The organism is Bacillus sp. PS217 (genome assembly GCF_037963535.1).
Lineage (GTDB): Bacteria > Bacillota > Bacilli > Bacillales > Bacillaceae > Bacillus > Bacillus subtilis.
This window is the reverse complement of sequence record NZ_CP150157.1, coordinates 1,998,282-2,013,910: the sequence shown is the minus strand read 5'-3', so window position 1 is coordinate 2,013,910 and position 15,629 is coordinate 1,998,282. Positions and strand designations below refer to the sequence as shown.

The 15,629-nt window shown below is 45.6% G+C and carries 2 protein-coding genes; both read left to right on the top strand.

Annotated features, from left to right (window positions below):
• The first annotated feature begins 236 nt into the window (after positions 1-236).
• Positions 237-7,922: a plipastatin non-ribosomal peptide synthetase PpsA gene (gene ppsA, locus NSQ83_RS10090; protein ID WP_204551504.1), complete on the top strand. Its 7,686-nt coding sequence runs from the start codon at positions 237-239 to the stop codon at positions 7,920-7,922.
• A 24-nt stretch (positions 7,923-7,946) separates the two neighbouring features.
• Positions 7,947-15,629 carry a plipastatin non-ribosomal peptide synthetase PpsB gene (gene ppsB, locus NSQ83_RS10085; RefSeq protein ID WP_198879175.1) on the top strand — a complete coding sequence of 2,561 codons (7,683 nt, stop codon included), beginning with the start codon at positions 7,947-7,949 and terminating at the stop codon, positions 15,627-15,629.

The following is a 15,629-nucleotide window of genomic DNA, read 5'->3' as shown; positions in this document are numbered from 1 at the left end:
ATACTTTTATCACTTTATATCCGGAAATTTGATAAAAAAAGAAACGAAAAATAAAGAAATAATACTATATTCAAAAAAATGTTATAAAAATTTAATGTTTTTTATTGTACTTTAAAAAATATCCGTTAATATAGTGCATATATGGATTATATAGTCATATAATTTCTTTTATTGTCATTTTTCTGCTTTTTTCTACATTTTCTTATCCTCTTATTATGAGAACTGGAGGGAATCCGTTGAGCGAACATACTTATTCTTTAACCCATGCCCAAAGGAGAGTGTGGTTTACCGAACTGCTGGAGCCAGATACCAGCATCTGCAATCTCACAGCCTGTGTGAAATTTAAAGGCAATATTGAGCTTGATACTCTGGAGGGAGCACTGAATCATTCCATCTCCCGCAACGACGCCATTAGATTTCAGCTGTTAGAAGGAGAAGAGCTTGAGCCGCGATTGCACCTTACTGAATATAAATATTATCCACTTAGAATAATTGATTTTTCAAATGTTGAAATGATAGAAATAGAGCAATGGATTCAGGATCAAGCGAGCATTCCATTTAAACTGTTCAACTCGCCTCTTTTTCAATTTTACCTCCTTAGAATTGACTCTCATGAAGTTTGGCTATTTGCGAAATTCCATCATATCATAATGGATGGAATCTCTTTAAATGTGATGGGAAATCAAATTATAGATCTTTATCAAAAAATGAAAAAGAAAGATCCTTTACCTGATCAGCCGGAACCTTCTTACTTGAGCTACATCGAAAAAGAGAGTCAATATCTACAATCTCCACGGTTTGCAAAGGACCGTTTATTTTGGACACAAACCTTTGAGCACCCGTTGGAATACCACTCGTTAGCCGACCAGACGTCCTTACAAAAACAGAGCACATCTGCATCCAGAGACACCATCATTCTTTCACCTGATCTAGAGCAAACGATTCGAATCTTCTGCGAAGAACACAATATCAATATCATATCCTTATTTATGGCTTCATTTTACATATGCATCAGCCGAATCACTTCTAAAAAAGATCTTGCCATTGGCACCTACTATGGCAACAGAGGGTCAAAGGCTGAAAAAGAAATGCTCGGCATGTTCGTTAGTTCTCTTCCAATCAGAATAACGGTTGATCCTGACACAGATTTTCTTTCCTTTGTCCGCACAATAGGCAGGGAACAGCTTTCTGTTATGCGTCATCAACGGTTTCCTTATAATTTGCTTGTAAATGAATTAAGAAATGAACAGAAGGATTTACACAACCTTATCGGTATATCTATGCAGTATCAGCCACTTCAGTGGCATAATGCAGATGATTTTGACTATGAAACAGCGCTTTATTTCAGCGGATACACTGCGAATGAGCTTTCAGTTCAAATACAAGAACGGATAGACAATGGAACCATTCAATTAAATTTCGACTATCAAAATACCTTGTTTTCTCTTGAGGATATTAAACGAATACAATCTCATTTGCTTACCATACTGGAAAACGCCCTTCAACATCCGCACAGCTTTATAAGAGAATTAGATATGACGAATACAAGAGAAAAGCAAAAATTGTTGTATGAGTTTAACAAGACGGAAGCTGTTTCGCCTAAAGCTTTCACCCTGCATGGGCTGTTTGAGCAACAGGCAGCTTCCACACCGGAGCGGCTGGCCATTCGCTTTTCAGGCGGTTCGCTGACATACGCTGAGCTTGATATGTACGCCAGCCGACTGGCTGCGCACCTTGCGGCACGCGGCGTCACAAACGAAAGTATCGTCGGTGTCCTGTCTGAACGCTCACCTGACATGCTGATCGCTGTCCTTGCTGTATTGAAGGCCGGAGGGGCGTATTTGCCGCTTGATCCTGCGTATCCAAAGGAGCGGCTGAGCTACATGCTGAAAGACAGCGGGGCATCACTCTTGCTGACGCAGCCGGGATGCTCCGCACCAAACTTTTCTGGCGAAACGCTTGAAGTGGACATGACATCTCTTGAGCGTGAAGAAGTAAAACGTTATGTGTCTGCTTCTGTTAGCGACGGATCTCTCGCCTATGTCATTTATACGTCGGGGTCCACCGGACAGCCGAAAGGAGTGGCCGTTGAGCACCGCCAGGCTGTTTCTTTTCTGACCGGCATGCAGCACCAGTTTCCGCTTTCGGAAGATGACATTGTCATGGTGAAAACCTCTTTTTCCTTTGATGCGTCTGTGTGGCAGCTGTTTTGGTGGACTCTTTCCGGTGCTTCGGCGTATCTGCTTCCGCCCGGTTGGGAAAAAGACCCCGCGTTGATCGTACAAGCCATTCATCAGGAAAACGTGACAACGGCTCATTTTATTCCGGCTATGCTGAACAGCTTTCTAGATCAAGCGGAAATGTTAGCGCTCGGTGACGGGACAAACCTAAAGCGTGTATTCGCCGGAGGTGAACCGCTTGCGCCGCGTACGGCAGCCCGTTTTGCTTCTGTATTGCCGCAGGTATCATTAATCCATGGTTACGGGCCGACAGAAGCAACGGTAGACGCGGCATTTTACGTGTTGGACCCAGAACGGGACAGGGACCGTTTGCGGATTCCGATTGGGAAGCCCGTACCCGGTGCGCGTTTGTATGTTTTAGATCCGCATTTAGCCGTACAGCCTTCTGGTGTCGCCGGCGAACTGTACATTGCCGGAGCGGGTGTTGCCAGAGGTTATTTGAATCGGCCGGCATTAACGGAGGAGCGTTTTCTAGAAGACCCGTTTTACCCGGGGGAACGCATGTACAAAACAGGGGATGTGGCGCGCTGGCTCCCTGACGGGAATATTGAATTCCTCGGGCGCACGGATGATCAGGTGAAAATCCGCGGCTACCGGATTGAGCCGGGAGAAATTGAAGCGGCACTAAGAAATATAGAAGGTGTAAGAGAGGCGGCCGTTACCGTACGGACAGACAGCGGGGAGCCGGAATTATGCGCTTATGTAGAAGGGCTCCAAAGAAACGAAATCCGAGCGCAGCTTGAGAGACTGTTGCCGGGCTACATGGTCCCAGCCTATATGATAGAGATGGAACAGTGGCCGGTTACACCAAGCGGAAAGCTCGACCGAAACGCCCTGCCAGCTCCTAGCGGAGCGGCAGATGCGGAGACCTACACGGCGCCGAGAAACGTGACTGAGATGAAACTTTCTCAGCTATGGGAGGACGTGCTGAAAAATGGCCCTGTCGGGATTCACGACAACTTTTTTGACCGCGGGGGACATTCCTTAAAAGCAACGGCGCTTGTCTCACGGATCGCCAAAGAATTCGATGTACAGGTGCCGCTAAAAGATGTGTTTGCCCATCCAACAGTAGAAGGGCTGGCTGCCGTTATCCGTGAAGGAACGGACAGTCCATATGAAGCGATTAAGCCCGCTGAAAAACAGGAAACCTATCCGGTTTCCTCTGCCCAAAAGCGGATTTATGTCCTTCAGCAGCTGGAAGACGGAGGGACAGGCTACAATATGCCGGCTGTGTTAGAGCTCGAAGGGAAGCTCAACCCTGAAAGGATGGACAGAGCTTTCCAAGAGCTGATCAAGCGCCACGAGTCGCTTCGTACCTCCTTCGAACAGGACGCAGGAGGCGATCCGGTGCAGCGCATCCATGACGAGGTGCCGTTTACGTTACAGACTACAGTTCTCGGCGAACGAACCGAACAGGAGGCCGCAGCCGCATTTATCAAACCGTTTGATCTCAGCCAAGCGCCGCTGTTCCGTGCCCAAATCGTAAAGGTATCAGATGAGCGGCACCTGTTGCTGGTTGATATGCATCACATCATTTCAGACGGTGTTTCCGTCAACATTCTGATTCGGGAATTCGGCGAGCTGTACAATAATCGGAAGCTTCCGGCACTGCGCATTCAATATAAAGATTATGCCGTATGGCAAGAAGGATTTAAAACAGGAGATGCGTACAAAACGCAGGAGGCGTACTGGCTGAAGCAGCTCGAGGGCGAGCTGCCTGTGCTGGATCTTCCGGCTGATCATGCCCGCCCGCCGGTGCGAAGCTTCGCGGGTGACAAGGTCTCATTTACGCTGGAACCAGAGGTGGCATCAGGCCTTCACAAGCTGGCACGAGAAAACGGAAGCACACTGTACATGGTGCTCCTTGCGGCTTACACCACGTTCTTGTCACGCTTAAGCGGACAGGAGGATATCATCGTCGGCTCGCCAATTGCCGGCCGTCCGCACAAGGATCTTGAGCCGATACTCGGCATGTTTGTGAACACGCTGGCGCTTCGGACGCGCCCGGAGGGCGGGAAGCCATTCGTACAGTATTTGCAGGAAGTGCGTGAGACAGCATTGGAAGCCTTTGAGCACCAAGATTACCCGTTCGAAGAGCTTGTCGATAAGCTTGAATTGACACGGGATATGAGCCGGAACCCAGTGTTTGATGCGATGTTTATCCTTCAAAATGTGGAAAAACAGGACATAGATCTGAGAGAAATAAAAGTCCGGCCTGCCAATTTCGCACATCACATTTCTTTATTTGATATCACATTAATAGCTACGGAGATAAATGGATCTATTTGCTGCGAAATGGAATTTAGTACCGAAGTATTCCTAAAAGCTACGATTGAACGGTGGGCTGATCATTTTATCCAATTTCTGCATGCGGCACTTTCAACCCCTGAAACAAGCCTTGCACAAATAAACATACTTAGTGATAAAGAAAAACAAAAAATAGTCTTTGAATTCAACAAAACTCAGGTTGAATTTGCTCAAAAAGATGTTCCTTTTCATCGCATATTTGAAGCGAAAGCTGAAGAAATTCCAGAACATATAGCTGTTATTGATAACGAAACAGAGATTAGCTATCGGCTTCTAAATGAAAGAGCCAATCGTCTGGCACGAACATTGCAAAACAGAAAAGGACCGAAGCCAACTGTGGCTGTTTTAGCCAAGCGGTCCATTGATGCAATTGTTGGAGTGCTGGCAGTGATGAAAGCTGGCGGAGTGTATATCCCAATCGATTCACATTATCCAAAAGCCCGTATTGAATATATTCTTCGTGATAGCGGGGCAGATATTCTACTTTCACAGCAGGAATTGAAGCATTTGATTTCAAACTTGCCTGAATCTGAGATGTCTCATATCTGCCTTGACGATGAAAGCACTTATGAAGAAAGTAACTGCAACCTTAACTTATCTCCTGCTCCTGAAGAGCCGGTATATATCATTTATACGTCAGGAACGACGGGTGCGCCTAAAGGTGTTATTGTCACCTATCAGAACTTTACTCATGCTGCTCTTGCTTGGCGTCAAATTTATGAACTGGATCGGAAGCCTGTCAGACTGCTTCAAATCGCGAGCTTTTCATTCGATGTCTTCTCAGGAGATTTGGCGAGAACATTGACCAACGGCGGGACTCTAATCGTTTGCCCAGATGAAACACGGCTGGAACCTGCTGAAATATATAAAATCATGAACTCTCAGAGAATCACGGTGATGGAGTCGACACCGGCTCTCATTATCCCGGTGATGGAGTATGTATACCGTAACCAGTTCAAGCTTCCTGACTTAGACATGCTGATCCTTGGTTCCGACATGGTGAAAGCTCAAGATTTCAAAACATTGACAGATCGCTTTGGCCAAAGCATGCGCATCATTAATAGCTATGGTGTCACAGAGGCAACCATTGATTCGAGTTTCTATGAAACCAGTATGGGTGGAGAGTGTACGGGAGATAACGTACCAATCGGCAGCCCGCTGCCGAATGTACACATGTACGTACTCAGCCAGACTGATCAAATTCAGCCGATCGGTGTTGCCGGCGAGCTGTGCATCGGCGGGGCAGGTGTTGCGAAAGGCTATCATCATAAACCTGACTTAACGCAAATGAAATTTACAGAAAATCCATTTGTCTCTGGAGAAAGGCTGTACAGAACCGGTGATCGAGCATGCTGGCTTCCAAACGGAACGATCAGGCTTCTTGGCCGAATGGATTATCAAGTAAAGATAAATGGATACAGAATTGAAACAGAAGAAATTGAAAGTGTTCTGCTTCAAACGGGGCTTGTCAGAGAAGCTGCTGTTGCCGTTCAGCATGATAAAAATGGACAGGCTGGTTTGGCAGCATATATTGTGCCTTCAGACATCAATACGAATGCTCTCCGTGCTGCTTTAACAAAGGAGCTGCCAGCGTATATGATTCCTGCACATCTGATTCCTTTAGAAAACATGCCGCTGACCCTAAACGGAAAGCTGGACAGAAATGCCTTGCCGGCTCCAAATAATGTGTTATCGCGTCCATATACCGCACCAGTTAACGACATACAAAAAACGATGGCGTATATATGGGAAGATGTACTGAGCATGTCACGAGTCGGCATTCACGATTCCTTTTTTGAGCTTGGCGGAGACTCAATTAAAGCATTACAAGTGGCAGCACGTCTGGCAGCTGAAGGCTGGAGCATGACAATACGCGACTTATTCCGTTATTCAACGATTCAGGAACTATGCGGACATATCACACCATTGGCATCTCAAGCGGACCAGGGACCTGCGGAAGGTGAAGCTGAACTCACCCCGATTCAGCGAAGATTTTTCGGACAGGTACATGCTTTTCACTATCATTACAACCAGTCCGTCATGCTTTTCAGTGAAAAAGGATTCAATGCTAACGCGCTTCATCTAGCGCTGCGTAAAATAACCGAGCATCATGATGCCATTCGCATGATTTTCCAACGTGACCAAAACGGCCATGTCATTCAGTTTAATCGCGGAATCAATCACAAGGATCATGAACTGTTTGGCCTTTATATTTCAGATTGGACAAAAGCATCGCTGGAAAGGGCTCATCTTGATGAAAAACTTGCCGCTGAGGAAACCGTCATTCAAAGCAAAATGAATGTAGAAAAAGGGCCTTTGCTGCAAGCAGGTTTGTTTAAAACGGCAGAAGGGGATCATTTGCTGATTGCACTTCATCATCTTGTGATAGATGGCGTTTCTTGGAGAATTCTGCTTGAAGATTTAGCTACAGCATATCAACAGGCTTTAGAAAAGAAAGAAATCCAATTACCGCCAAAAACGGATTCTTATTTATCCTACGCCGATGGTCTTACCCAAATAGCTGAAAGTAAACAATTGCTTTCAGAGAAAACGTATTGGCAAACGATTTTAGACGCTCACACTGCTTTTCTTCCTAAGGACATAGAAAATGTGCCGGACAGACTCCAAATGAACAGCGACGCAGCAGCGTTTGTACTATCCGGGGACTGGACTGAAAAATTGCTGTTTGAAACCCAGCAAGCCTATGGTACTGATGCCAACGAACTTTTGCTTATGGCTTTAGGAATGGCGCTTTCTGAATGGACTGGGCATGACCAAATCGTGATCAGCACTGAGGGACACGGCAGAGAAGGGCATGTGCCAAACATTGATATTTCAAGGACCGTTGGATGGTTTACCTCCATTTATCCTATTTTGCTAGACATGGTTATTCCCGAGCCTTTCGAGGATCAGCTCGCATACCGAATTAAGACGACAAAAGATATGCTGAGAAGAGTGCCGAACAAAGGAACTGGATACGGATTGTTAACACACATAGGAGAACTGCGGCATAAAGAGCCTGAGGTCAGCTTTAATTATCTCGGTCAATTTAGCGAAGAGAAAGAAGCTGATACGTTTCAATTATCATATTACCAGCCCCGTTACGAAATAGCGGGTGAGAGAGAACGAGAGTATGAGCTAGACATCAATGCTCTCATTACGGACGGACGGCTTCAAGTAAAAGCGGTATACACCCAGGCGTTCAGCAAACACTCAATTGAGTGCTTTATGGATCGTTTTCACAGGCATCTTATCGAGACGATTGAGCATTGTTCGCAGAAAAAAGCACGCGAAAAAACATTGAGCGATTTCAGCAATAAGGAATTAACGTTGTCTGCATTATCTAGCATCGAAGATCTCGTGAAAGATCTTTAACTTTTGAAAAGGTGTGTGGAATTGATGGCACAATCGGCACAAATTCAAGATATTTATCCGTTATCGCACATGCAGGAAGGAATGCTGTTTCATTCACTAATGGATTTCAGCTCGAAAGCATATATCGAACAGACCTCGTTTACGATCACAGGGAATCTATGCGTCGACTCGTTTCAAAAGAGCTTAAACCTTCTTGTTTCTAGATATGATATTTTCAGAACGATTTTCATTAAAGAAGTACCAGATCTTACAGGTCCGCAGCAGGTAGTCTTATCAAACCGGGAATTGACAGTATATAGAGAAGATATTTCTCGCCTGGCTGATCAAGAACAGCAGACGCTGATTGATGCTTTTATGACTAAGGATCGGGAAAAAGGATTTGATTTGCAAAAAGATCCTTTAATGCGTCTTGCCCTTTTTGATAGAGGAGACAGCCAATATACATGTGTCTGGACACATCACCATATCATCATGGATGGGTGGTGTCTCGGCATTATTCTTAAAGAGTTTTTCAGCATGTATGATTCGCTCAAAAATAACTCACCTGTACAGCTTGGCAGCACGGTGCCGTACAGCCGTTATATTGAATGGCTCGGAGAACAAGATCAAGAAGAGACCGCTGCCTACTGGAGCGAATATTTGAAGGAGTACGGCAATACTGCTTCTATTCCCCGAATAAAGCGCCGTACGGCAGACGGGGATTATAAAGCCGACCAGATCAGCTTTTCATTAGCGCAGGAAATGGTTGAGAAACTGACAGAGGCTGCCCAAAACTGGGGAGTGACATTAAACACGTTGTTTATGAGTATTTGGGGCGTGCTGCTCCATCGATATAATGCTGCAGATGATGCCGTTTTTGGGTCCGTCATTTCGGGACGCCCGTCAGCGATTGACGGGATTGAATCAATGGTCGGCTTGTTTATCAATACTGTTCCAGTGCGAATCCGATCTGCGGAAGGCATAACGTTTTCTTCGCTGGTCAAAGCCGTGCAGGAGGATATTTTATCATCTGAACAGCATGGGTATTATCCGCTTTATGAAATTCAAAACCATAGTCCATTGAAGCAAGGGTTGATCGATCATATTTTTGTTTTTGAAAATTACCCTGTACAGCTTCATCAGGCATTAAGCGTGGAGAGTGAAAATGACGAAGGCGCTCTGAAGCTGAGTGACATTTCAATGTCGGAACAAACCAATTACGACTTTAATATCGTTATCGTTCCGGGAGAATCATTTTATATCAAATTCAGCTACAACGCAGACGTTTACGAGCGGGAGGAGATGCTGAGGATTCAGGGGCATCTAAAGCAAGCACTGGATTGCATTTTGACAAATCCCGATGTTGCCGTCAGTGACATCAATATCGTGCCGCCGGAGGAGCAACAGGTTATCCAATCGTTTAACGAAACTGAGCGTCCTTATGTGAACAAAACGATACCCCAATTGTTCGAGGAACAAGCCCGCAAAACACCTGAAGCGGCTGCATTAAAAATGGGAGACGATTGCTGGACCTATCGCCAATTAAATATAAGAGCCAATCAGATTGCGCACGCCCTGATAGAAAAAGGCGTTAGATCTGGAGATATCGTGGCTGTGATGATGGGCCGGTCAATGGAAATGCCTGCAGCTTTGCTTGGGATTTGGAAAGCAGGCGGCGCTTATATGCCGCTTGATCCACATTTTCCAGCAGAACGTCTTTCTTTCCTGCTGAAGGACAGTCAAGCGGCTCAATTACTGATAGAAGAAGACCTTATTTCCTTGATCCCTCCGTCCTATGAAGGAAATACGATAACGATAGAACATACAGAAAGTTACCAAACAGAAGCGCCAAATATGCCCCCAGGTGATCTAGCCTACTTGATCTATACGTCGGGAACGACGGGGCGCCCTAAAGGGGTTTTAGTTGATCATCACGGTATTGCCAATACATTGCAATGGAGACGGGAAGAGTATAGCATGACCGAACAGGATATATCCCTCCATTTGTTTTCGTACGTGTTTGACGGCTGTGTAACGAGCTTATTTACCCCGCTTTTATCTGGTGCGTGCGTACTGCTGACAACAGATGACGAAGCGAAGGATGTGCTGGCCCTTAAGCGAAAAATAGCCCGTTATAAGGTCAGCCACATGATCATTGTTCCTTCCCTGTACAGGGTGTTATTGGAAGTGATGACTGCTGACGATGCAAAAAGTCTTCGTATTGTTACATTTGCGGGTGAAGCGGTCACGCCTGATCTGCTTGAGTTGAGTCAAATGATTTGTCCTTATGCTGAACTGGCAAATGAATACGGGCCCACAGAAAACAGTGTGGCAACAACAATATTGCGGCATCTGAATGAAAAAGAGAGGATCACAATCGGACACCCGATCAGAAACACAAAAGTATTTGTTTTGCACGGAAATCAAATGCAGCCGATCGGCGCGGCGGGTGAACTGTGTATTTCCGGCGCGGGTCTTGCGAGAGGATACTACAAACAGCAAGAGCTGACACAGAAAGCATTCTCCGATCATCCATTCCTTGAAGGGGAGCGTTTATACCGAACAGGTGATGCAGGCCGCTTTTTGCCTGATGGAACGATTGAATATATTGGACGTTTTGATGATCAAGTGAAAATTAGGGGTTATCGTATTGAACTGAGAGAGATTGAAACAGTTCTTCGACAAGCACCGGGGGTAAAAGAAGCAGCGGTACTGGCCCGTGATGTTTCTGCTGAGGAAAAGGAGCTCGTTGCTTATATCGTTCCGGAAAAGGGAAACAGCCTCCCAGATTTGTATCAGCATCTTGCCGGGACATTGCCGTCCTATATGATCCCAGCAAGTATTATCAACATCAGCCGGATGCCATTAACATCCAGCGGCAAGCTTGACAGGTTTGCGCTTCCTGAACCAGAAAACAATACGAGTGTCACATATATGGCGCCCCGAACCTTAATCGAAGCTGATCTCGCACATATTTGGGAAGATGTGCTGAATAAACAGCACATCGGCATTCGTGATGATTTCTTTCAGTTAGGCGGACAGTCCTTAAAAGCGGCCGCACTGGTATCAAGAATACATAAAAAGCTTAATGTCGAGCTGCCGCTCAGTGAGGTGTTTTCTTATCCGACGGTTGAAAGCATGGCGGTCAAATTGATGAGCTTAAAAGAACACGCTTTTACACAGATTGAACCTGCGGATCAAAGAGATGTCTATCCGCTGTCTTTCTCGCAAAAACGATTATATGCTCTTCATCAGCTGGCAGATGACAGCACAGGCTACAACATGCCAGCTGTACTTGAATTACGCGGAAATCTGAATCGCCAGCGGTTGAGAAGCGTTCTCACAGAACTTGTGAATCGGCATGAAGCATTACGGACTGTTTTTGTGCTTAACAGAGACGAGCCTGTGCAGATCATTTATCCAGAGATGGCTTTTGATCTAAAAGAGCTTGAAATGGAGTCAGAACAAATGCTTGAGTCTGCAATCGAGACCTTTATCAAACCGTTTGATCTATCATCCGGTCCGCTTTTTAGAGCATGTGTCATTACAATGGGCAATAATCGCGGATTTTTGCTGCTCGATATGCACCATATTATTGCCGACGGTGTCTCGATGAGCACTCTTGTCCAAGAATTTACTGACTTATATTGCGGAAAAGAGCTGCCAGCTTTAAACCTGCATTATAAGGATTTTGCTGTTTGGCAGCAAGAGAACTACCCGAAAGAGCTATACAAAAAACAGGAGGCCTACTGGCTCGGTCAGCTTGGCGGGAGTCTTCCTACACTAGAATTACCGCTTGATAAAACAAGGCCGCGTCTCCCTGATTTCAGCGGTGGAACAATTGAAGTCAACATTGATAAAGACATGGCTGATGAGCTGCACCGTTTAATGGCTGAAACGGGAACAACATTGTATATGATTCTTCTGGCTGTCTATTCTATTTTGTTATCTAAGCTAAGCGGGCAAGAGGATATTGTTGTCGGTTCGCCTGCTGCCGGAAGACCGCACGCTGATCTGGAGCGCGTCATCGGAATGTTCGTCAATACATTGGCGATGCGCAGCAAGCCCGAGGGCCACAAAACGTTCAGCTCCTATTTGCAGGACATTCGCCACCTGGCTCTGACCGCTTACGAGCATCAGGATTATCCTTTTGAGGAGCTGGCAGATAAGCTCGATACAAATCGAGAGGTAAATCGCAACCCGCTGTTCGATGCGATGCTTGTGCTTCAGAGCAGTGAAGATTTCCGGTTCGAAGTGCCTGGTCTGTCGATTTCGTCTGTCACTCCTAAACATGATATATCTAAATTCGATTTAACATTACACGCTGAGGAGCATCCGAGTGGAATACGCTGCCGTTTTGAATACAGCACTGCTCTTTTTGAAGAAGAAACCATTACGCAGTGGGCATCCTATTTTATTGAATTGGTGAAAGGGGTAACGGCGGATACCGAGATGAGAATTTCGGACATGCAATTGCTTCCTGCTGCAGAGCGTAGGTTGCTCCTTGAAAAAATGGGACAGTATGCGGCTTATCCGAGAAATGAAAATATAGTAAGCTTATTTGAAAAGCAAGCCGCTCAGCATCCGGAGCATATCGCAGTGGTTTGCGGCCATTCTCAGCTTACGTATCAAGACCTGAATGAAAAAGCCGAGCTGGCAGCTGCTATGCTGATCAAACAAGGGGTCAGAACTGGCGATATCGTCGGTCTGATGCTCGATCGGTCACCTGATATGATCATTGGCATTTTATCGATTTTAAAAGCTGGAGGGGCCTATTTGCCGATTGATCCTGAATATCCCAAGGAGCGTATTAGCTTTATGCTCAATGACAGCGGAGCAAAACGGCTGCTGACAGAGCGCGGTCAAAACAAACCTGCAGACTACACCGGGCATATTTTGTATATCGATGAATGTGAAAACGACTCAATTCCGGCTGATGTAAACATTCAAGAAATAGTAACAGATCAGCCCGCATACGTGATATACACATCTGGAACGACTGGCCAGCCAAAGGGAGTCATAGTCGAGCACCGCAATGTGATCAGTCTCTTGAAGCATCAAAACCTGCCTTTTGAATTTAACCATGAAGACATCTGGACGTTATTTCATTCTTATTGCTTTGATTTCTCTGTATGGGAGATGTTCGGTGCGTTATTGAACGGAGGTACATTAGTCGTGGTCTCTAAAGAAACAGCCCGTGACCCCCATGCATTCCGTTTATTGTTAAAAAAAGAGCGCGTCACTGTACTCAATCAGACCCCGACTGCTTTTTACGGCTTGATGCTTGAAGACCAAAATCATACAGATCATTTAAACATCCGCTATGTGATTTTTGGCGGCGAAGCCTTACAGCCCGGATTGCTTCAAAGCTGGAATGAAAAATATCCTCATACTGATTTGATTAATATGTACGGTATTACAGAAACAACGGTCCATGTAACATTCAAAAAATTGTCCGCAGCAGACATTGCAAAAAATAAAAGTAATATCGGCCGGCCTCTTTCTACTCTGCAGGCTTATGTGATGGATGCTCATATGAATCTGCAGCCGATCGGAGTTCCAGGGGAGCTGTATATAGGCGGAGAAGGTGTGGCACGGGGATATCTCAACAGAGATGAGCTGACCGCTGACCGTTTTGTATCCAATCCTTATCTTCCGGGAGACAGATTATACCGAACAGGAGATCTTGCTAAGCGCCTGTCAAATGGCGAGCTGGAATACTTAGGCCGCATTGATGAGCAGGTGAAAGTCAGAGGGCACCGTATTGAGTTAGGCGAAATCCAAGCGGCACTTCTTCAGTATCCAATGATTAAAGAGGCGGCTGTCATTACCAGAGCAGACGAGCAAGGGCAAACAGCTATATATGCATATATGGTGATAAAAGATCAACAGGCTGCGAATATATCAGACATCCGAACTTACCTAAAAAACGCCTTGCCTGACTTTATGCTGCCTGCCCGTATGATACAAATTGACAGCATCCCGGTGACTGTTAATGGAAAGCTCGATCAGAAAGCCCTGCCAGAGCCTGAAAAACACGCTTATACAGCTGATGATATCAGTCCTAGAAATGAGATTGAAACGGTGATGGCTGAAATTTGGGAGGAGCTTCTTAATGTAGATGAGCTGGGTGTAAGCGCCAATTTCTTTGAGCTTGGCGGAGACTCTATTAAAGCGCTGCAGGTTTGTGCCAGACTGAAGCAGCGCGGATTTGAAACGACAGTACGTGAGATGTTTGAACATCAGACTCTTGGTGAACTGTCCGCCCGGGTTCGAAAAGACGTACGCGCCATTGACCAAGGCCCGGTCGAAGGCGAGATTACTTGGACACCTATCCAGCAGTGGTTTTTCTCGCAATCTCTGGAAAGCCATCATTTTAACCAGTCCGTTATGATCTACCGGGCTGAACGATTTGATGAGGCTGCGCTTAGAAAAGTACTAAAAAGCCTTGTGACTCATCATGATGCACTGAGAATCGTATCCCGGCATGAAGATGGCAGGCAGGTGCAGATAAACAGAGGGATAGATCTTTCAGATGAGGAGCTATATGCACTTGAACTGTTTGATGTAAAGGATAGCCTAACAGAAGCCCGGAACACGATTGAGGAAGCAGCCAGCCGGATGCAAGAACATATTCGTTTGGAAACCGGCCCCTTACTTCACGCTGGATTGTTTAGAACCGAGAATGGTGACCATTTATTTCTGACGATTCATCACTTAGTTGTTGATGCGGTTTCCTGGCGCATTTTGTTCGAGGATTTTTCAGCGGCTTACAAACAGGCAGTCTCAGGAGAATCTATTAAACTGCCGCAAAAAACAGATTCATATTTAACGTATTCACAAAGAATAGCTGACTACTCTAAAAGTCGCCAGGTGCAGCGCGAAGCAGCGTACTGGGATGAGTGCGAGAACCGTCACATCCAGCCTATTCCAAAAGACAATGACGCATCATCTAACACATTCAAAGATACAGAAGTGATTGATTTTGAGCTATCTCGCCATCACACAGAATTACTACTAACGGCTGCACATAAAGCTTACAGCACGGAGATGAATGATATCCTTCTGACAGCTTTAGGTCTTGCTTTGCAGAAATGGACGGGAAATAACCAATTTAAAATCAGCATGGAGGGCCATGGAAGGGAATCATATCTTGAGGACATCGATATTAGCAGAACTGTTGGCTGGTTCACCTCCATTTATCCTGTGTGGCTTGATATGAGAGATTCCGATCATAAGGACAAAGAAGAGCGGCTGGGCCACCTTATTAAACAGACAAAAGATATGCTGCACCGTATACCGCATAAAGGCGCGGGCTACGGCGTGCTGAAATATATCAGCAAAAGATGGGGCTCTCAGAAAAACAGCCCAGAAATCAGCTTTAATTATTTAGGCCAGTTTGATCAGGATATTCAATCAAATGCCTTTGAGGTGTCTGACATCAAGCCAGGAAATGAGATCAGCCCGAACTGGGATCGTCCTTATGCACTGGATATCAGCGGCGCCGTTTCTTCGGGGTGCCTGAACATGCACATCATCTATAACAGGCTGCAATTCGAAGAAAAAACAATCCAAACATTTGCCGGGCATTTTAAACAGACACTGGAAAACATCATTAAACATTGTACGGGCAAAGAAAACCGAGAATGGAGCGCATCTGATTTCACTGATGAAGACTTAACGCTTGATGAATTGAGTGAGATTATGGGAGCCGTCAACAAACTATAG